Annotated in this window: 15 protein-coding genes; 9 read left to right on the plus strand and 6 right to left on the minus strand. The window is 41.5% G+C overall.

Annotated elements, in window-relative coordinates; translation table 11 throughout:
* Positions 1-421: 421 nt before the first annotated feature.
* Positions 422-952 (minus strand): GNAT family N-acetyltransferase, encoded by a 531-nt coding sequence (locus AB0756_RS20320; protein ID WP_038079984.1) that lies wholly within the window; start codon positions 950-952, stop codon positions 422-424.
* Positions 953-1,315: 363 nt separating this feature from the next.
* Between AB0756_RS20320 and AB0756_RS20325 the strand changes: the two genes are divergently transcribed.
* Positions 1,316-6,772: a trifunctional serine/threonine-protein kinase/ATP-binding protein/sensor histidine kinase gene (locus tag AB0756_RS20325; protein ID WP_167844789.1), complete on the plus strand. Its 5,457-nt coding sequence runs from the start codon at positions 1,316-1,318 to the stop codon at positions 6,770-6,772.
* Here AB0756_RS20325 and AB0756_RS20330 read toward each other — a convergent pair.
* Positions 6,769-8,340, minus strand: a complete 1,572-nt coding sequence (locus tag AB0756_RS20330) for a B12-binding domain-containing radical SAM protein (protein WP_038079977.1) — start codon at positions 8,338-8,340, stop codon at positions 6,769-6,771. The two genes, AB0756_RS20325 and AB0756_RS20330, sit on opposite strands and share 4 nt — an antisense overlap.
* A gap of 174 nt (positions 8,341-8,514) precedes the next feature.
* Between AB0756_RS20330 and trpS the strand changes: the two genes are divergently transcribed.
* The 6 genes from trpS (at position 8,515) to cas6 (ending at position 15,765) form a co-directional block, all read left to right on the plus strand.
* Positions 8,515-9,528: a tryptophan--tRNA ligase gene (gene trpS, locus AB0756_RS20335; protein WP_038079976.1), complete on the plus strand. Its 1,014-nt coding sequence runs from the start codon at positions 8,515-8,517 to the stop codon at positions 9,526-9,528.
* A 75-nt stretch (positions 9,529-9,603) separates the two neighbouring features.
* Positions 9,604-10,533, plus strand: coding sequence for a methylenetetrahydrofolate reductase (locus AB0756_RS20340; RefSeq protein WP_038079966.1), 930 nt, complete (start codon positions 9,604-9,606; stop codon positions 10,531-10,533).
* Positions 10,534-10,969: 436 nt separating this feature from the next.
* The gene (locus AB0756_RS20345) at positions 10,970-12,124 is read left to right on the plus strand and encodes a DUF262 domain-containing protein (protein WP_038079993.1); all 1,155 of its coding nucleotides are present in this window, start codon (positions 10,970-10,972) and stop codon (positions 12,122-12,124) included.
* Entirely contained in the window at positions 12,121-13,230 is a 1,110-nt protein-coding gene (locus tag AB0756_RS20350; protein ID WP_038079964.1) for an AAA family ATPase, read from the plus strand. Before AB0756_RS20345 ends, AB0756_RS20350 begins: the two co-directional genes overlap by 4 nt.
* A gap of 3 nt (positions 13,231-13,233) precedes the next feature.
* Positions 13,234-14,184: a hypothetical protein gene (locus tag AB0756_RS20355; RefSeq protein ID WP_038079962.1), complete on the plus strand. Its 951-nt coding sequence runs from the start codon at positions 13,234-13,236 to the stop codon at positions 14,182-14,184.
* Between the two features lie 465 nt (positions 14,185-14,649).
* The gene (cas6, locus tag AB0756_RS20360) at positions 14,650-15,765 is read left to right on the plus strand and encodes a CRISPR-associated endoribonuclease Cas6 (protein ID WP_038079992.1); all 1,116 of its coding nucleotides are present in this window, start codon (positions 14,650-14,652) and stop codon (positions 15,763-15,765) included.
* Between the two features lie 122 nt (positions 15,766-15,887).
* Here cas6 and AB0756_RS20365 read toward each other — a convergent pair whose 3' ends face one another.
* The gene (locus AB0756_RS20365) at positions 15,888-16,751 is read right to left on the minus strand and encodes an oxygenase MpaB family protein (protein WP_038079960.1); all 864 of its coding nucleotides are present in this window, start codon (positions 16,749-16,751) and stop codon (positions 15,888-15,890) included.
* 90 nt (positions 16,752-16,841) lie between these two features.
* Here AB0756_RS20365 and AB0756_RS20370 point away from each other — a divergent pair, with 90 nt between their 5' ends.
* Positions 16,842-18,251 carry an amidase gene (locus AB0756_RS20370; RefSeq protein ID WP_038079958.1) on the plus strand — a complete coding sequence of 470 codons (1,410 nt, stop codon included), beginning with the start codon at positions 16,842-16,844 and terminating at the stop codon, positions 18,249-18,251.
* 7 nt (positions 18,252-18,258) lie between these two features.
* Positions 18,259-18,954: a Crp/Fnr family transcriptional regulator gene (locus AB0756_RS20375; protein ID WP_038079957.1), complete on the plus strand. Its 696-nt coding sequence runs from the start codon at positions 18,259-18,261 to the stop codon at positions 18,952-18,954.
* A gap of 26 nt (positions 18,955-18,980) precedes the next feature.
* On the opposite strand, the gene AB0756_RS20380 is transcribed toward AB0756_RS20375, so the two are convergent.
* The 3 genes from AB0756_RS20380 to AB0756_RS20390 form a co-directional block, all read right to left on the minus strand.
* Positions 18,981-19,304, minus strand: coding sequence for a cupin domain-containing protein (locus tag AB0756_RS20380; RefSeq protein ID WP_237265992.1), 324 nt, complete (start codon positions 19,302-19,304; stop codon positions 18,981-18,983).
* Between the two features lie 211 nt (positions 19,305-19,515).
* On the minus strand, positions 19,516-20,292 hold the full coding sequence (locus AB0756_RS20385) for an SAM-dependent methyltransferase (RefSeq protein ID WP_038079953.1): 777 nt from the start codon (positions 20,290-20,292) through the stop codon (positions 19,516-19,518).
* 81 nt (positions 20,293-20,373) lie between these two features.
* Positions 20,374-20,775: a hypothetical protein gene (locus AB0756_RS20390; protein ID WP_038079951.1), complete on the minus strand. Its 402-nt coding sequence runs from the start codon at positions 20,773-20,775 to the stop codon at positions 20,374-20,376.
* Positions 20,776-21,270 lie beyond the last annotated feature (495 nt).

Genomic DNA, 21,270 nt, shown 5'->3' on the forward strand with positions numbered 1-21,270 from the left:
CTACACAAACAAAGAGGGAGCTACGCAGGCTTCAATCAAGTCCGCGCAGGCGGTGAGTCCAGCGCTACAGGGGGGTTTCCCACGCCCTGGCGACTGGTGAGACCAGCCCTGAAGGCGGGTTTCCCGCGCCCTGGGGACTGGCGAACCCGAAGGGACTTGGTTCGTATAGCCCTAGAATTCTGTTTTGAGGGCAATGTGCATTCATTGGGGTGCATGAAGTGCAGCAAACTTAAAATTTAGCCCGCGCAGGCGGGCTTTGTTTGTATAGCCCCACATTTCCAATGTGAGGGAATTTTAAGCGCAACTTCATATAGAACTGGTATTATCACGGTTATGCGCCGTTTATATGACAGCACATGGCTTAATGGCATTATCTTGAAAAAGAAAGATTATTTGTTGCAGTCGGGAGATCGCTTCTGGCTCAGTTGGGTTTCAAAAAGGTCAAACGGTAAATAAGTTCATCAGAAAATTTACCTTTGACAAACTCTGCGGTCTTATTAACGCTATATAGCTCAAAATCAAGATTCTCAAGCACCTTACGACAACCATAGTTTTGCTCGTTCACCGAAGCATAAAGAGCAGGAAAGTCAAAGCGCTCGCGAGCAAGGGCGATCGCTTTTGAGCAGTAAGCAGGCGCATACCCCCGTTTCTGAAAGTTTGCAAAAGTCATGAGACCAATTTCTGCGTAAGCGTCATCGAAAATACCTATCTCGACAACTCCAACAAACTGGCGTTGGGGAAGTACCGCCGCCCACTTGAGCCAAGTCATAGTATCGTTATCAGGTGATTTTTCCAGTGCAGCAAACTTGAACTTGTGCTTCAAATCCGAGAGAGTCGGTATCTCATCTTCTAAATATTCATATAAAATAGGGTCACTTAGATGTGAGTACAGCATCTCGGCGTGGTCTTCCGTCACTTTTTCTAGATCCAAGCTAATCGCAGCTTTGTTCATGTCTTATCTTCCTTGGAGGGGTCTACGAATGAAATAATTTAACGCTTAAGTCGTTTTTTAAAGCTGTACTTAGTTATAGAAGAATAATAATTCTACTGCAAGATCGTCGAACTATTTAAAGATGATAGATATCATTTTCTAATTCAGTTTGTGGCAATCCCCAAGAGCGATCGAAGTTCTCAGCCACGCGATTTCCTACAGGCGTTCCCTGTTCCTTTTTTTGTAATTTTGCAGTCTATAAGCAGGCTCTACTTCTTCAACCACAAGCAACTATTACTAGAACTTTAACAAAATTTAGCAATTAATACTAAACAGATGTTACCAATGTGGGAAAACTAAATTCAGAAATCATGATAAAGCAGTATGGCTGACACTCTTGTAAGAATTCCCGGATACAACATAACTGAAGAAATCTACAATGGTTCGAGAACTCTAGTTTATCGAGGATATCGAGAGATAGACTCATTACCTGTAGTCATTAAACTGCTGAAAAATCCTTATCCCAGCTTCAATGAACTAGTACAATTTCGCAATCAGTATACCATTGCCAAAAATCTTAACTCACCCTTCATTGTCCAAACTTATAACCTAGAACCTTATCAAAATAGCTATGGGTTGGTGATGGAAGATTACGGCGCGATTTCTTTAAAAGACTGGATTAGGGAAGGGGAAGTAACACTCTCGTTAAGGGAATTTTTACAAGTAGCGATCGCCTTATGCCATACCTTAAATTTACTCTATCAAGAGCGCATTATACACAAAGATATAAAACCCAGCAATATTTTAATTAACCCCGAAACCAAACAAGTCAAATTAATTGATTTTAGTATCGCTTCTCTACTCCCGAGAGAAACCCAAACTCTTGTCAATCCTAATGTAATAGAAGGGACGCTGAATTATATCTCTCCAGAACAAACGGGAAGAATGAATCGCGGGATAGATTATCGCACAGATTTTTATTCTTTGGGTGTTACTTTCTACGAATTACTGACAGGAAAATTGCCATTTACAGCACATGAGGCAATGGAATTGGTGCATTGTCATATTGCTAAAACCGCACCCTTGGTAGATAAAATTAATTCAAAAATTCCATCTGTGCTCTCAAAAATTGTTAGTAAATTGATGGCAAAGAATGCTGAAGATAGATATCAAAGTGCATTAGGACTGAAGTTTGATTTAGAAAAATGTTTGCATCAGCTGCAAGTTGACGGTAAGGTCGAAGACTTTGAAATTGCACGGAGAGATGTTTGCGATCGCTTCATTATCCCTGACAAACTTTACGGACGAGAAACTGAAGCATCAAGTCTGCTCCAAGCCTTTAAAAGAGTCAGCCTTGGTGCAACAGAAATGATGCTAGTTGCGGGCTTTTCCGGGATTGGCAAAACCGCCGTTATCAACGAAGTTCATAAACCCATTGTGCAGCAACGCGGTTACTTCATCAAAGGAAAATACGACCAGTTTAACCGTAACATTCCCTTCAGTGCCTTTGTACAAGCCTTTCGGCACTTGATGGGACAACTCTTGAGTGAAAATGATACTCAGCTAGCACAGTGGAAAGACAAAATCCTCTGTACTTTGGGTGAGAACGGACAAGTCCTCATTGAAGTCATCCCCGAACTCGAACAGATTATTGGCAAACAACCCGTAGCCCCAGAACTGAATGGCAGTGCTGCACAGAACCGCTTCAACTTGCTCTTTCAGAAATTCATTGCCATCTTCACCACAGCAGAACATCCGTTAGTCATGTTCCTCGATGACTTGCAGTGGGCAGATTCAGCTTCACTAAACTTGGTGCAAGTGTTGATGAGCCAAAATGCAGTGGGCTATTTGCTAATGATTGGGGCATATCGAGATAACGAAGTCTTTCCCGCTCATCCCCTAATGCTGACACTTGAAGAGATAAAGAAAGCCTCAGCAACTATCAGCACTCTCACCCTAGCTCCGTTAAGTCAATCTCACATCAATGATTTGGTTGCCGATACCCTCAGCTGTTCAAAAGTTTTAGCACAACCACTGACAGAGTTAGTTTATCAAAAAACCAAAGGCAACCCCTTCTTTGTCACGCAGTTTCTGAAAGCCTTGCATCATGAAGGCTGCATTGTCTATGACTTCAATATAGGACACTGGCAGTGCGATATGATAGCAGTGCGATCGCTCTCGCTTACTGATGATGTGGTTCAGTTTATGGCGCTGCAATTACAAAAGTTGCCACAAACCACTCAAGAGATACTCAAGTTAGCTGCTTGTGTGGGGGCGCAGTTCGATCTGGAAACATTGGCGATTGTTTCAGAAGAATCACCAACCGATGCAGCGACAGCATTGTGGAAAGCCTTGCAGGAAGGCTTGGTTTTACCCACAAGTCAGATTTACAAGTTTTTTCAAGGTGCGGAACAGTTTGAGGCAGAGAATACGGTGAATCCCACCTACCGCTTTTTGCACGATCGCGTTCAGCAAGCCGCTTACTCCCTGATTCCCGATGACCAACAGCAAGCCACTCATCTTAAAATTGGGCAATTGCTGTTGCAAAATACGGCACCTGAAACCGTAGAACTCAAAGTTTTTGATATTACCAATCAGTTGAACAATGGAATCGATTTGATCCATTGTATCGCCGAGCGATATGAGTTAGCTCAGTTGAATCTGATCGCTGGCAAAAAAGCAAAAGTTTCTACAGCTTATAAAGCAGCAGTTAAATACTGCACGATCGGGATTGAAATACTTCCCAAAGATAGTTGGGAAACTGCTTACGACCTTACATTTAAGTTGTATCGGGAATGTGCAGAGTGCGAATATATCACAGGGAGCATTGACAAAGCAGAATGGCTCTTCGAGCGAGCATTACAGTATGCCAAAAATAAATTCGATCTAGCAGAGATTTATGGCCTTCAACTAGCTCTAAGATCCAATCACGGCGAGAATTTACCTGCCAGTCATGAGGCTGCACTGAGTGGCTTGAGTGTTTTGGGAATGAACATCCCAGCAACCGATGAAGGTCAGCAAGCGCTGATCGAAACCACACTCAAGGAGATCCAGGACAAACTAGAAACCGTGCAACCCGCCGATCTATTCGATCTGCCTGTGATGACCGATCCAGCAAAGAAAGTATGTATGTCAATCCTCCCCGATCTATGGGGAGCTGCTTATGTTGGTGGCAAACAACTGCTTACAATTTTGAGCATCCTCTTAATGCTTCATACTTCATTAATCTATGGCAATACCGAAAGTTCGGGCTGTGCTTACTGCTTGTATGGGATGATGCTCGCGATTCAAGGAGACTATCGAAATGCGTATGAGTTTGGTAGGTTGGGACGAAAGCTCGATCGTCAATTCAATAGCATCAAGTTCATTCCCAAAACCAATAACGTTTTTGGTCATACAATCAATCCCTACAACAGACCCCTGGTTAAAAACGTGACAGTTTACCAACAAACCCTTCAAGCCAGTTATGAAACGGGTGACATTGGGTTTGGCATTTGGGCAGTAGTCTGTATTATTTGGACGATGTTGTTGAAAGGCGATCGCCTATCAGAGGTGTATGCCGAAACCGAGAAATACTTGAGCTACGTGCAACAAGTAAATAATGTGAATATGTCGCATGGATTTACCTTACAGCGGCAATTTCTCTTACACCTGCAAGGTTTGTTGGAAGAACCGGATCTCCTAGTTAATGGTACAGAGCGGGACATTGTTTGCCTTGATGTTTGGCAGAAGAATAATTTTGAAAGTGGTATCAATTGGTATTGCTTCTTAAAAATCCAACTATTGTACTTGTATGGTCGCTATGCCGAAGCCCTGGAAGTCGCTCATATTGCTGAAAAAACGCTAGCTTCTAATCTTGGTCTTTTTCCCATCATTTTATTCCACTTTTATTACCCGCTTAGTTTAGCCGCGCTTTATCCTCAAGCAACACCAGAGAATCAACAGCACTACTGGGATGTGATGCTGCAGCAGCGAAAACTTCTAGAAACCTGGACGCAAACCTGTCCTGAGAACTTTTTGCATCAATCACTGTTGCTGGCGGCTGAAATGGCGAGAGTTTCAGGTAACTACGTAGATGCGATCGTCTGTTACGATCGCGCTATTACCGCAGCCAAAGAAAATCACTTTACCCATATTGAAGCACTTGCCAACGAACTAGCAGCAAAGTTTTACTTGGAATGGGGTAAGGATCGCATTGCTCAGGAGTATATGACTCAAGCCTACTATGGCTATGTCCGTTGGGAAGCAAAAGCCAAAGTCACTGACTTGGAAAAACGCTATCCCCAACTGCTTGTCCCCATTCTGTTACAGGAAACTTGTTCTCCCCTTTACACTAACGAAACTACCTTTGTCTTGGGGAGTGTTACATCCACTAGTTCGGGCACTTCTAGCAACAATCTCTCAGATATCCTAGATTTAAAAGCTACTCTCAAAGCTTCCCAGACTCTTTCAGGTGAAATCGAACTCGAAAAACTGTTTTCATCGTTACTTTCTATCGTCATTGAAAATGCAGGGGCTGATAAATGCGTGTTAATGCTCTTGCGAGACAACCGCTTGCTAATCAAAGGCTCAATGAACGGGGAAACACACCCCGTCGTATTGCAGCAACTTCCGGTTGAAGATAGCCAAGACATTCCCCTGAAGCTGATTTACAAAGTCAAGAACAACAAGCAGACGGTTGTCCTGGTGGATGCGACAGCAGATCCTACCTTAGCCGACGACTCCTATATTGTTCGTCAGCAACCTAAAAGTATCTTATGTAGCCCGATTTTGCATCAGGGGAAGTTGATGGGCATTTTATATCTAGAAAATAATTTAGCAATGGGAGCTTTCACAAGCGATCGCGTCGAACTGCTCAACTTACTCTGCTCTCAAGCTGCTATTTCTTTAGAAAATGCTCGACTTTATGAACGTTCTCAGGAATATGCCCAACAACTAGAAACTGCTTTACAAAACCTGCAACAAGCACAATTACACATCATCCAAAGTGAGAAAATGTCTGCTTTGGGTAACTTAGTTGCTGGTGTTGCTCACGAAATGAATAATCCTTTAGGTTTTATTTTTGCCAGTCTCAAACAAGCTAAACCTACCTTCGTCGATATTGTGGAACACTTGAAACTCTATCAAAAAACTTTACCGAACAAGAGTGAAGAAATTCTCAACCACGAATCAGAAATCGACTTGGAATATAGCTTAGAAGACTTGCCCAAAATGCTTGATTCCATGACTGTAGCATGCGACAGGCTCAAAAATATCAGCACCAGTTTACGTACTTTTTCCCGTGCCGATAAAGATTACAAAGTACCGTTTTACATTCATGAAGGCATTGATAGCACTCTTCTCATTCTCAAACACCGTCTCAAAGCTAACGAATACCGTCCTGCCATTGAAGTCGTGACTCACTACGGTAATTTACCTCAAATTGAATGTTTTCCAGGACAATTAAATCAGGTATTTATGAATATTTTAGCTAATGCTATTGATGCATTAGAGGAGTCGAATCGCGGACAGAATCTTGAAGAAACTAAAGCTCAACCCAACCAAATTACTGTTACAACTTTAGTAGAAAATAATCTGGTTAAAATTGCTATTGCTGATAATGGCAAGGGGATGAGTGAATCAGTCAGACAGAAGATATTTGACCATTTATTTACTACGAAAGCTGTGGGAAAAGGAACGGGGTTGGGATTGGCGATCGCTCGGCAAATTGTTGAAGAAACGCACGGTGGCAAATTGAGTTGCAATTCTGTTCTTGGAAAGGGGACAGAATTTCTTATTGAAATTCCCATGTCAGTCAGTACAAGTCAATCAGCTAAAAATACAGAGCACTTTCCATGCTAAACCGTTTTTAGCTCATAACTTTTTTCCTTCTGGTGTGTCTCCTTTGCACGGCGTAATGCAGCTAGCTGCGCCTGTAACTGCGCTTTAACTTGATGTCTGTAGGTAAAAAAGTGCTCTCCAATACCTAAAGCTGTTAAATAATCATAGATAAGACGGGGTTTGGCAAGAGCGATCGCTATTAATTGCCACCAATACCTAAACCTTGTAGAACGCACTACACCCTGACGCCAGCACAATGCTGCAAATAAGCGGATTTCAGGCCATGTTATCGGACGATTGGTTTTTCCACGCCAGCCCTTCATCATCATCATGTGACGGAAAGTTCGTTTGAGATAGGGCATGGGTTCGTAAATAGACCAAAACGCGTCGATGTATTCCTCAGTAATTTCTTCGACTGGGCGTGTTGGTACAAAATTCATAATTGCACCTTGATGAAATGTCCCCAACCCATCCAGCAGTCGTCCTTCTTGCTGCAAGCGGTTCCACATAGCAGTATTTTGCAATGCTTGTAGCAAGCTAAATTGTCCTTGGGGAATTCCTGTCTCTTCGATAAACTCCCGAATCCTTTTACCTGCACCAGGACGTTCGTTGTCAAAGCCCATAATGAAACCAGACATGATCTGCAATCCTGCTCGCGTAATTTTATGGCATGACTCAACTAAACTTTGACGCGTGTTCTGAACTTTGTGAATGCCCAATAGGCTATCTGTATCTGGTGTTTCAATACCCATGAATACAACAGTGAAACCAGCTTTCACCATTAACTCAATGAGTTCATCGTCTTCTGCCAAGTTCAAAGAAGCTTCTGTGACCAAGATAAAAGGATAATTGTGTTGTTCCATCCAAGGGATAAGCGATCGCAAAAATACTTTAGCGTTGCGTTTGTTCCCAATAAAATTGTCATCTACAACAAACACATACCGCCGCCAACCCAGATCGTAGAGGACTTGAAACTCCCTCAGCATCTGTTCTGGTGTTTTTGTACGGGGCTTACGTCCATACAAGTTGATGATGTCGCAAAACTCGCACTGAAAAGGACAACCGCGTGAAAACTGTACGGTAATGGCTAGGTACGCGTTTAAATCCAGTAAGTCAAAGCGGGCTATGGGAGTTTGCGTCACATCCGGTTTTTCTGTAGCGCGGAAAATTCCCCCTTCGTCTCCCCGTGCTAAAGCTTGCAAAAACATGGGAATAGTGCATTCCCCTTCATCCAAAATAAGATAATTAGCTCCTGCTTCCAGAGCAAATTCCGGTACTGATGTGGGGAATGGTCCGCCAACTGCAACTTTTTTACCTAACGCAATTCCTTTTTGAATCAATTCCTGAAAATCCTGTTTTTGGATTATCATTGCAGAGATAATCACCAGATCGCACCATGCCCAATCATCATCTGTCTCCAGACGGATATTACGGTCTACCAACCGAATTTCCCAATCAGCAGGCAACAATGCAGCTACTGTAATTAAGCCCAAGGGCGGATTTGTAGTGCGTAAACCTGACAACTTGAGTGTTTCCTGGTAAGACCAGAAAGAATTAGGCATTATTGGCCAGAGGAGTAAAGCTTTCATAGAGCACACACCTCGGAGTGTTCAAAATACTTAAACTTTAGGTTACTGCTACTTTGCTTCAAAAGAGCTTACGTTTTGTCTATTTTTGTAAACTAATTGTTAGTGGTTAGTCGTTAGTTGCTATTTATGCTTCCACTAACCGCTAACCACTAACTACTAACTAAAGTAAAATTCATGAGCAACAAGCAACGAGTCTTTTCTGGCGTTCAACCTACGGGCAATCTACATTTGGGTAACTACTTAGGTGCTATCAATAACTGGGTGGAAATCCAAAACCAGTACGATAATTTCTTTTGTGTGGTAGATTTACATGCCATCACAGCACCGCACAATCCAGCAACCCTGGCATCAGATAGCTACACGATCGCAGCTCTCTATCTTGCGTGTGGTATCGATCTAAGCCACTCTACTATCTTTATACAATCTCACGTATCTGCCCATAGCGAACTGACTTGGTTGCTTAACTGTATCACTCCCCTAAACTGGCTGGAAGATATGATTCAGTTTAAAGAAAAGGCAGTGAAGCAGGGAGAAAACGTTAATACGGGTTTGTTAGACTACCCAGTGTTAATGGCTTCCGATATTTTACTCTACCAAACAGATAAAGTTCCAGTCGGTGAGGACCAAAAGCAACATTTGGAATTGACACGGGATATTGTCAACCGATTTAACCACTTGTTTGCCAAACCGGATCGTCCCGTGCTGAAGTTACCAGAACCCTTAATCCGTAAAGAAGGCGCTAGGGTCATGAGTTTGACAGATGGTACAAAGAAAATGTCAAAGTCCGATCCATCAGAATTGAGCCGGATTAATCTGTTAGATTCTCCTGATGAGATTGCCAAGAAAATTAAGCGGTGTAAAACAGATCCAGTTCGAGGTTTGGAGTTTGATAATCCAGAACGTCCTGAAAGTAACAATTTGTTAACGCTGTATATGCTGCTTTCTGGCAAGACCAAGGAAGAGGTTGCGGCTGAATGTCGGGATATGGGCTGGGGGCAATTTAAGCCTTTGTTTACGGATGTGGTCAATGCAGCGTTGAAACCCATTCAGGATAAGTACCGCGCAATAGTTGATGATAAAGGCTACCTTGAGTCCGTATTGCGCGAAGGCAAGCAGAAAGCTGAATCTGCTGCCAACGAAACAGTTACACAGGTTAAGAAAGCCATGGGTTACTCATTACCACTGTAGCAGTTTTACATATTTAATTTTAGATTTTAGATGGACTGTACATCTAAGGTCTAAAATTAACCTCTTCCAATTTTTATGCACAACATCTTGACAACCACTCCCTTAAGTTCATTTCGCGCAGCCGCACAAGCGGGGGAGTTTCTCGTGACTGCTGAGGTTGCGCCTCCTAAAGGGGGAGATCCAACACATATGATTGAAATGGCGGCGACCCTTAAGGGGAGGGTTCATGCCGTCAACATCACAGATGGTAGCCGTGCTGTGCTGCGGATGTCTTCGCTTGTGGCATCAGCTATTTTGTTACAGAATGGAATTGAGCCGATTTGTCAGATTGCGTGTCGCGATCGCAACCGGATTGGTTTGCAAGCCGACCTTATGGGTGCTCACGCTTTGGGTATTCATAATATCCTCGCTTTGACTGGTGACCCCGTGAAAGCAGGAGACCACCCAGAAGCCAAAGGAGTTTTTGATTTAGAGTCAATACGCTTGCTACAAATGATACAGAAACTCAATCACGGTGTTGATTGCAACGAGCAACCTTTAACAGATGGAGCGCTAAACTTATTTCCCGGTGCAGCTGTTGACCCGCAATGTAACAGTTGGTCCGGATTGCAAAGCCGATTTGATCGCAAACTAGAAGCAGGAGCGCAATTCTTTCAAAGTCAGTTAATTACAGATTTTGAACGGCTGGAAAAGTTTATGGATCAAATAGCTGGTGGTTGTAACAAACCGATTTTAGCTGGAATTTTTCTTTTAAAATCAGCTAAGAACGCTCAATTTATCAATCGATGCGTACCGGGTGTAAATATTCCCCAAGACATCATCGATCGATTGGCAAAAGCTAAAAAACCTTTAGAAGAAGGGATGAAAATTGCAGCCGAACAAGTGCAAGTAGCGCGTCAATTGTGTCATGGAGTTCACATGATGGCAGTGAAGCGTGAAGATTTGATTCCACAAATTTTGGATTTGGCAGGAGTTGCGCCAGTGAATTTAGTTGTATCTAAGTAAACTGGTCAATAGATTTTTTAGTAGAGCAGCTAGAATAACTAGCTGCTTTTGTATATGAGATTATGTAATTTCCTTAATAAAACCTTTGCCAAAACACCCTCACTCTAGAAGAGTGGGGCTATACAAACAAAGCCCACCTGCGTGGGCTAAAACCTAGAGCCCACGCAGGTGGGCAACATTTATGTAGCCACAGTGAATTTAGTTGTATCTAAGTAAGGCTATATACTAAACATCTCCAAAAATGATGTAGAGACGCGCTATGGCGCGTCTTTATAAGGGTGAAATATAATCCACAATTAATTCTGAGGGTATCTGTTTATTAACAAAATTGCTAGAATAACTAAGTCTTATAAGCAAATTCAACTTGTATGATTTTGATCTCTTTGTTTTTCATTATGAGAGACTAGTAAGTGTTAATACTAAAGGAGTTACCTTTGTGATTAAGACCCAAACATCCAATCCAGAGCTTTTTGATGAGAACATGGATTTTGAAGAAGACACAGATATTGACCAAGAAGAGGAAATTACTGAACCATTTGATCCTACACAAATTAGAGTAGATACTAGACCAATGACTATCGATCTTGTTCTTGATAGAATTAAATATGAAGAAATTAATTTAACTCCTGATTTTCAACGTCACGCTGACATTTGGACGGATATTTCTAAAAGTAGGCTTATAGAATCTATTCTTATCCGGATTCCACTACCTGCTTTTTATTTGGATGCAACAGATGATGATAAATGGTTAGTCATAGATGGCCTGCAACGCTTAACAGCTATTAAGAGATTTGTTATTGATAACGATCTCAGATTAAAAGGGCTAGAGTTTCTTACTAATTTAAAAAATAAAAATTATAATGAGCTACCCCGACACTATCAACGTCGAATTAAAGAGACTGTCATTACAGTTTATTTAATCGAAAAAGGTACACCTCCCGAAGTCAAATTTAACATTTTCAAACGTATTAATACTGGTGGGTTACCGCTATCACTACAAGAAATCCGTCATGCTTTGAATCAAGGACAAGCAGCCAACCTTTTGGCTAAACTTGCAGATTCAGCAGAGTTCAAGCTAGTAACAGGTCTTCAAAAGACAAAAACTCGAAAATATCTTCGTATGGAAGATCGAAATTTTGTCCTTCGATTTTTAGCTTTTATGCTTACTCCATATAATAATTATCAAGCTAAAAGTTTAGACGTTTTTCTGAATGAAACAATGTCTAGTATAAATCAAATGTCTCAGCAAGAGATAAATTTGTTAGAACAAAATTTTATACGAGCAATGAAAGTAGCATTTGACATTTTCGGTGAATATGCTTTTCGCAAACGTTCAAAAGATAAACTTACTCAAAAAAATCCCATTAATAAAGCATTGTTTGATGCTTGGGCAGTCAATCTCAGTCATCTTCAAGAGCAACAAATTTATAATTTAAAAGAGCGAAAAGAAGATTTAATAGATAGATTTATCGATATCATGGATAATGATAAAGAATTTATGGGATCGATTTCTCAAGGAACTGATAGTATTACCAAAGTCAAGTATAGGTTTAGAATAATTGAACAATTAATCCAAGAAGTATTGTTATGATTTGTTCGATCCGCTTAAAAAACTTCAAACCTTTTGAAGAGCAATTTCTTCATTTCAGAAATCTTACATTACTTTCTGGTCTTAACAGTACTGGCAAATCTTCTGTTCTTCAAGCATTTGGTCTGCTACGCCAAGCATACCAACAAGATTTATTACCAATGAGAGGGTTAGCTCTTAACGGTGAACTGGTCTGTATTGGTACAGCTCAAGATGCTCTCTTCCAAGGAGCACAAGACGATTCTATTAGTTTTGAACTGATTTGGGAAGACGGCAAGAAGGGAATATGGGTTTTTAATTATAATCCAGCCGGAGATGTCCTAACTCTAACCTCAGAACCAGCCCCTCTTGATGTTTATAAATCAAATCTTTTCAATGATAACTTCCATTATCTTCAAGCAGAACGTGTTGGACCTCGCACATACTTTGAAATATCAGATTATCAAGTACGGCAACATCAACAAATAGGAAGTAGAGGTGAGTATACTGCTCATTTTCTTTCAGTATATAGGGACAAAGAGATTCCCATCTCTCGTTTGAGCCATTCCTTAGCCAAGTCACTTAATTTGAGAGATCAAGTGGAGGCATGGATAGGAGAAGTAAGCCCAGGAACACGCATAGAGATTCAATCGAACCCAGATATGGATTTGGTAAGCTTTCAATATTCTTATGGATTGGGAAACCCTCACCGAGCGACCAACGTTGGTTTCGGAATTACATATACCTTACCTATTATTGTAGCTATACTGGCATCTGAACCTGGTACATTAATTTTAATTGAGAATCCAGAAGCACATCTGCATCCAAAAGGACAAGCAAAGATGGGGGAGTTACTGGCGCTTGCAGCTAGTTGTGGTGTTCAAGCAGTAATTGAAACTCATAGCGATCATGTTTTAAATGGCATTCGTCTTGCTGTTCATAGCGGTAAGCTTGCTCCTGAAGATGTTCAGTTGCACTACTTTCAACGTCGAGAAAAAGAGGGACTAGCCTTTACTGAAGTCGTTTCACCAAGAATTGATAGAAACGGACGAATTGACAAATGGCCAGATGGCTTCTTTGACGAGTGGGAAAAAAGCTTGGATGCATTGTTAGAACCAGCAGGAGAATGAGACGTGGATTTTGATGTCATATTAAATGAATTGTCTTTACAAAATCCTGCACCTAATGAAGCAATAGCACGACAATGGATGTCTAATTTTATTAGCACTATAAAGGCAATCAAGGATAGAGGGATAAAGGTAAGTCTTCGCACTAAGGATGATTTTCATACTACCTTACTTGCGCCTAATTACCCTCTTCGCCGCTGGCTGAATGATAAAGAAGTAGACCAAATAGAGCGAGGTTTTATCAAAACTCTTGCAACTAAAAGCCCTTTTTCAACAGATCTCATAAATTCAGCGATTTTGAACATTGAGAATAACATAGGTTTATCTGAATTTTGCTATCAAGGAGAGCAAGTTATTGGACTTGGAGTTGCTCATATTCTTGACACAATATCAGTCAGCTTACTTTCAGACGAGAAGTGGAATTGCAGATACGTAAATTTAGAATTTAGAAGGATAGATGAAGATGGAGAGTTGATTGATGAGGTTGTAAAAATCGTTCATGCTAGTTGTAAAGAGCACATACAAAAACATAGTGAATGGTTTAAATACCGTATTCGTACCACAGTTCTGGACGGATTAGATATTTGGAATTTAAGAGAGGATCTCTTCCCAAATCTTGTATTTTGCGATGATGTCTATAAGCAAGTACAAAGCCTTAACAGTGGTAACCCAATACTACGGCAAGTCATAAAGCGTTTGTTTGAAATGGAAGAAACCTGCAAAAACTGGACAGATGGAGTATTTGATATGGACAGTCTTCCTTGCAAGGTTTCTCCGGAAAGTGACTCAAGGCTGAAGCGATTGAAAAAGGAATTAACTTTTAAATGTCCTGATGGCAACGAGCGTGTTTTCAGTTTGCACGTTCGCATGACACCAGGGGCTTGGCGACTTCACTTTTCCGTGGACTTAGGACCAGGAAAAATCATCATTGGCTACATTGGACTGAAAATTATGTAATTTCCTTAATAAAACCTTTGCCAAAACACCCTCACTCTAGAAGAGTGGACGGCAGGCGCTACAACGGGGGGAACCCAGAGCAGAGCAGTCGCCTCAACGGGGGGCATTGGGTTCCCCACGAAGTGGGGTTGGGCGGAAACCCCCCGAAGTTTGCTATTGGGGAGACAGTGCGTTGCGGAGGTTTCCTCCGTTGAAGCACCTGTCGTCTTTACCCAAGTGAAGCATCTGACGTGGAAACCCCCAAACCGCAACTTCTCTGGGCACGGCGCTGCTCTGGGCAACGCGCTGCCTCGGCTATACAAACAAAGCCCACCTGCATGGGCTCTGGGTTTTAGCCCACGCAGGTGGGCTTCCTTTATGTAGCCACAGACTTCCAGTCTGTAGGGCTTGTCAATAAAAATTTATTACTTTATCCCCAGCAGGGGATGAATGCAAGATAAAATACAAAAAAACTCAAATACCATCATGCCCCAACGCTCTCCAACAAAGCCAAGTAAACCTCAGTCTCGCCCAAAATGGTCGCCAGACACAGAATTGATGGGCTTGATGTTTGAGTTAGTTCCCCAAAAAGATTCTTATCTTTACGCCCAATACACTATCGGACTTCATGCCTGGTTTCTCGATCGCGTGCGTTCTACAGACCCTGAACTGTCAGCATACTTGCATGATGGAGAATCCGAAAAACCGTTTACTATCTCAGCATTAGATGGAGAGATAACCAGTAGCGGCAGACAAATACGACTACTTGCAAACACTTCTTATCATTGGTACGTCACAGCTTTATCCAGTAGAGTACAAAAGTGGATGGCGCAGTGGGTAAAAAAGTTACCTTCTTCAGTTGATTTGCGAGACGCCCCCTTAACTATAGCTTCCTGTCAAATTTCACATCCTCCTACAACTTATGCCGCACTGTTAGATTCTGAGTACGGTGGAACGATCTCCTTAACATTTCTGAGCCCTACTAGTTTCCGTCGCAAAGGTCATCATTTACCTCTACCCGTTCCAGTTAACATTTTTCACAGCTACCTAAGGCGTTGGAACGACTTTTCCGGGATACCTGTTGACCAAGATGCTTTTCTGGCTTGGGTAGACGACAATGTCTTGATTAATCGTTGTCAGGTAACAACTGTAAAGGTATTAGCAGGTAAAAAAGGTGCAGTTACGGGATTTACTGGGGCAATTGAGTTAAGTTTGAAGAAAGAAGCAGCACAAGAACCAGAGTTCGAGCAGTTATTTTATGCTTTGGGGAAACTCGCATTTTATTGCGGAACCGGTCATAAAACTACTTTTGGCTTGGGACAAACACGTTTGGGTTGGTCATCTGAAGTTCCGCAAGATATACCTGATGTAGAAAGTGTGTTGGCAAAACGAATTGAGGATTTGGTAGAAATTTTTAGGGCACAACGCAAGCGAACTGGAGGAGATCGTGCGGATGAAATAGCCTCGAAATGGGCAACTATCTTGGCAAGGCGGGAGATGGGAGAGTCTTTGCAGGTAGTGGCACAAGATTTGGAGATGCCTTATGAAACAGTCAAGACTTATGCGAAATTGGCACGACGGGCTTTAAAAGAACAAGAGTAAAGCTATATTACATTTTGTTTGGAAATCTTTGACAAAAGATTCCGATAATATATAGCAGCCCTAAATCCTTTGGAATAAATTTTAATGATTGTAAAGCTGATAACACCTACCAAACAAAGTTTTTAGTCGTGATTGATAACTTTTTCTTTCGATCCGAGATTTGCGATCGCATAGCCATGAGGATAGGTGCGGGTTGGAGAGTCGATAAAAAACTTTGACTGCTTGAGGGGTGGTAAGAAACGCTGTATTCTACCCCGGATTTGCAGAGTTTTTTCAACACTTTGACGCAGCCATTGGGAGGGATGTTCAAAACCAAAAGCATCTAGCATTGCGTCATCAAGTAAGGCGTATATTGCAGGTTTTAAAAGAGGAGACATCCACTTGGGGTACCAACTCAAAAATAAATCACGAGTTGCTTCACCAACGGAACGATTGGTTTCTGCATAGTGAAAGTGCGTTCGTTCGTACTCAATATTGTATTGTTCCAATTCCTCGTAAGTTGCAGGAATCCCTTCAATGTGCATCCGATTGCCCACTTCCCGCCAGAAATAAAAAGAGGCGAGCCTTTCTTGTTCCGACATCAACCTCCAACCAAAACGGCTATTCCAACGGATAGGTTCAAAAATAAAGGTTGACAGAACATAGAGAAAATCAGCATTTTGAATTTTGAAACGAGAGTGAATGGCATTCATGCGCTGAATTGCCTGACAACCGCGATCGCTGTCATAACCCCATTTACAAAACTCTACAATAATTATTGCTGTATCATCGTAGCGTTTTTGAGGACGTTTGTGAAACTCCCCCGTTTTATCTAATAACTTAGAAATACTCGGAACACAATAAGTTTTCATAAGTGCAACTTCTAGTGCTCTCGTTATGTCCCATGGAAACTCGTAGCCCAACATCAGATGATAAATTTGACAGTGGTCTTGCAGTGGGTTGAGTTGCTGAATCTGCTGTAGGTTGTTGTAACGGTGAAGACGCATGCGAGTATCTCCTGTTCTAGAATGAACTGGTAGTAAAAAAAATGATAGAAAACGCTAGGAATAAATACAACTAAACCCTCAAAAAACACAATGAATCAAGTGGATCTAGCTTTTACTCCAGCCCTAGAACAGGCGCAGTTAGTTCGTCGTCGGGAAGTTTCTCCCCTAGACTTAGTACAAGTCTACCTAGAACGCATTCAACAGTTCAATCCTCAGTTGGGAAGTTATTTTACAGTGTTGGCAGAGCAAGCTATTGCAGATGCTAAAGCTAAAACAGAGATTCTCGCAAGTGCTTCCGAATTGCCACCATTTTTTGGCGTGCCAATTTCTATCAAAGACTTGAACCCCCTTGCAGGTGTCCCTTGTACTTTTGGAAATCCGGCATTATTAAATAATATTCCTAATTATGATGATGGTGTGGTTACGCGCATTAAGCACGCTGGATTTATTATTCTCGGTAAAACAGCAACTTCAGAACTAGGTGCGTGTCCCTATACGGAACCGAGGGGCTTTCCTCCTGCTAGAAATCCCTGGAATTTGGAATACACTCCCGGTGGTTCGAGTGGTGGTGCAGCCGCAGCCGTAGCAGCAGGGTTGTGCGCGATCGCCCAAGGTTCTGATGGTGGCGGTTCGGTGCGGGGACCAGCAGCTTGTTGTGGTTTGGTGGGAATCAAGCCATCACGGGGACGCGTAACTCACGCACCCGTGGGCGATCGCATGAATGGTATTGCAATGAACGGTCCCCTGGGACGTACTGTTGCAGATGCGGCTGCACTTTTAGATGTGATGTCTGGCTATGTCACGGGCGATCCATATTGGCTTCCCAATCCCGAACCATCATTTCTTGCTGCGACTCAAATCAAACCAGGACGGTTGCGGATTGCTTATTCTACAAAAATCCTTCCCATTGGAGAAGCAGATAGCAACTGCAAGCAAGGAGTCTTGCAAACAGTCGAGTTATTAGAACAACTCGGTCATGTTGTGGAAGAAAAATGCCCTGATTTTAGTGGGATCGTAGAACCGTTTAAAATTGTTTGGCAAACTGCACCAGCTTCTTCGGGGCTTCCTTATGAGATTTTACAGCCATTTACCCAATGGTTGTTTGAAAGAAGCGGTTCTGCTGGGGAATACTTGAAAGCAGTTTCTCAAATGCAAGTTGTATCCCGACAAATTGTGGCATTTTTTGATACGGTGGATGTACTGGTATTGCCAGTTTACCTCCATTCTCCCATTCGTGTTGGAGAATGGGCAGACTTAAGCCCAGAAGAGACATTCCAAAAAATTATTGACTGGGTTGCACCCTGTCCGCCCGCTAATGCGACAGGACAACCTGCGATCGCACTTCCTGTGGGTTTTGACAGCAATGGTTTACCTATAGGCGTGCAATTGATAGGACGCCCCGCAGCAGAAGCTACCTTAATTAGCCTAGCAGCACAACTGGAAGTTGCAAAGCCATGGATTCAGCACCGTCCATCGTTAACGGTGACTGGTAACCAGTAATCCAATTATGCAGGCAAGTGTAGAACAGCTTTCAAAAGTTAGCGTACTAGCCGATTTGGAAACAGCAGATAAATTGAATTTGCAACCTCACACTCAAGTACATTCCTACCGGAATGGTGAAATTATCCTGCATGAAGGAGATCGTTTACCAGCAAAGTTATACGCTGTGGTGGGTGGTTCAATTCAAATAACTAAAACAGCATCAACAGGGAAAGAAACAATTCTTCGCACTCTTTCTACTGGGGATATTTTTGCGGCTCCTGCTTTACTTGGAGATGGTGTTGCACCTGCGACTGTGACGGCGCAGAGTGATTGCGAGATTTTGACGGTAGCAAGAGATGCTTTACTGAAAGCTATTCAGCAAAATCCTGATATTGCTCTGCGTATGCTCGTGGTTTTTAACTCTCGCATTCAGCAACTACATGAAACAGTTCATGGGTTAGTCTCTGAAAGAGCTATTGTCCGTCTTGCAAGATTAATTCAATATTTTGCGACTCATGATGGTACGGAGCCAACCGAACAAGGAGTAGCGTTGAAAATTCAATTGCCTTACTATCGCATGGCTCGAAGTATTGGCATCACTTATGAAGAATGTGTCCGTTTGATCAAAAGTGTGAACTCAGTTATTGATTACAGTCGCGGAGGCAAAATAACGATTCTGGATACGAAGAAATTAGACGCGATCGCTAATGGAGAGCAGTAACTTTTCAGGTATCTCCCAATCCTTTTTTAATCTCTGTTACAAAGAGTTAGTAAAAATGCTAAATTATCCGTGGCTTTCAATGCATGGGGAGCATTTGCAGGCATAAAGACAAAAACACCAGGTTCTAGTGCGATCTCTTCTCCTGATAAAGTCAGGAAACCCTTTCCTTGGATAACGTTTATTGTGGCATTGCGGGTAGAGGTATGCTCGGAAATTTCCGTGTCAGCTGCTAAACAAAAGAGCGTGTATTGACAAGTTTTATCTTTGATTAACACTTTGCTCAGAACTCCGTCACAGGGGTATTCAATTTCTGAATACAATTGGATGTTGGATTTGGTAGTATTCATCATAGGAATTTTAGATTTTGGATGCGTGGAGTTTATATTGTGGATTGCAAAGCTTTGTATTTGATATCAAATCCGGTAGGATATGAATGATTAAAAAACCGCAGAGACGCAGAGAGCGCAGAGAGAGAGAGGAAAGAGAAATAATTCCGATATAAACGGATTTGATATGAACTGTTTTCAACAAAATACTCTTGCTTTCTCTCCTCTTTTGAGATTATTGGGCGATCGCGCAAATGATAATATAGCCTAGTTCGTTGTTGTATTTATGGAAAATCCGGCGCATTTCCCAAACTCGTTGGCGAATAGGCTTATGGGTAAAAATGTTCCATAAAATCCGAATAGTACTTAATACACCTTCATCTTGAAACATCTGCCCTAAATTTAATAAGGACATTTTTCCAATTTTTTGCTGCTGCAGTTGCAATCCTGCAGAGGCAAACACAGCGTTCCAGTTAGCTTGTGAAAGTGGCTTGGAATTATATCTTAACACTCTTGCCAGATCGGTATGAATTTCTTCTTCTTTGCCATTGGCTAGTAATTCATGGCTGAGAAATAGACCTTTAGTTTTAAGTTTGTTGTGTATTTGAGATAAAATTTTAGCTTTGCCAGGGGGCGATTGCATGGTCAAAATCGCTTCTGCTAAAACGTAATCGAACTTACCCGGTATTTTATTTAATTGAAAAATATCACCCTCAATAATTTCGATTTGGTTTTCTAAGCCTGCGTTACGGATATTAGCACGAGCACGAAGAGCACTTTCAGGATTTTTTTCTACACCAACAACTTTCACGTTATAACGTTTTGCCAGTTCTATGGCGCTGTAGCCAAAACTAGAGGCTAATTCTAAAACCGTCTCTCCGGGCTGAAAATTAGCCCATTGGAGTAATTGCTCTGTTGCTAATCGTCCACCCGGACGTAAATATTTTTTACCTGCAGCAGCTAGCACTTGGTGTCCGGCTGCTGTTTGGAAATTGAGGGTAGCATTGCTCATGTCTTTAACTCCCGATTGAATGCTATCCCTACTTTGTCAAAAATTTCTTCCTCTGTCTTTGAGGTAGCTCAAGGTTAGTTGTTAGTTGTTGGTGGTTACTGTTATGGTGGATATTTTGTTTTTCTCAACGCGAACTTTTTCTGCAATACTATCCGATTGACGGCATTCTTGCGCTACTGACGATAAATTCGTAAAAGCCCCGGAACTGTTTCCATCTCCCATATCAGATAACGCCCGCCCGACACCTTGCAAACAAGTGTTCATTATTACAATATCAGAATTTTTTTGTTTGAGTTGCTGTTGCAGGATTTGAATTTGTTGTTCGCTATCCTTGAGCTGTCTCTGCGCCTCTTGAAGTTGTTGTTGCGTATCTTGCAATTCAAATTTGACATTATCTAAATCCTTTGGAGACACACATCCACATAATGTCAAGAGTACAGTGATACAAATCGTACCAAATTCTAACCGAAAAGAGTTCTTCATAATAGGGATGCCCTCACTCAGACATAAATTATCTTTTACCGTAGAATTATCTGTATAAAAAGCTTTTTTTCAAAATTTTTATAAACGTAACTTTTTTAATATACTGTACTTAGTTCATAGAGCAACATATTTGTACGTCTGTATAGGCTCTAACTTTTTAGAGTATTTTTCCAATAAACTATTAATGTTTATTGTAAACTTTTAGTTTCGTCTTTTTATGTTAATCTGGCTCACCGTAGTTAATTCTCCTAATTTAAATCGATATGAATTTGACTAAAAGATTAAATAAAAATATCGAAAAAGATTGAATTAGGTTTTGAGTAAATCTGCCAAAATGGCAACAATGGTTTATTAGATTTGATATTCATTTATGTACTGGGGTCGTTTTATTGATATCTACCAAATAAGCGACACTAGAGCACTTCAAGTAAAGTGCAACAAACCATACAAAACTCTTCTCTATTTAGACTTCCCTATTTATTAGAAAAATATGTT

This window comes from Tolypothrix campylonemoides VB511288_2 (genome assembly GCF_045999855.1).
In the GTDB taxonomy this organism is placed as follows: Bacteria; Cyanobacteriota; Cyanobacteriia; order Cyanobacteriales; family Nostocaceae; genus Scytonema; species Scytonema bouteillei_A.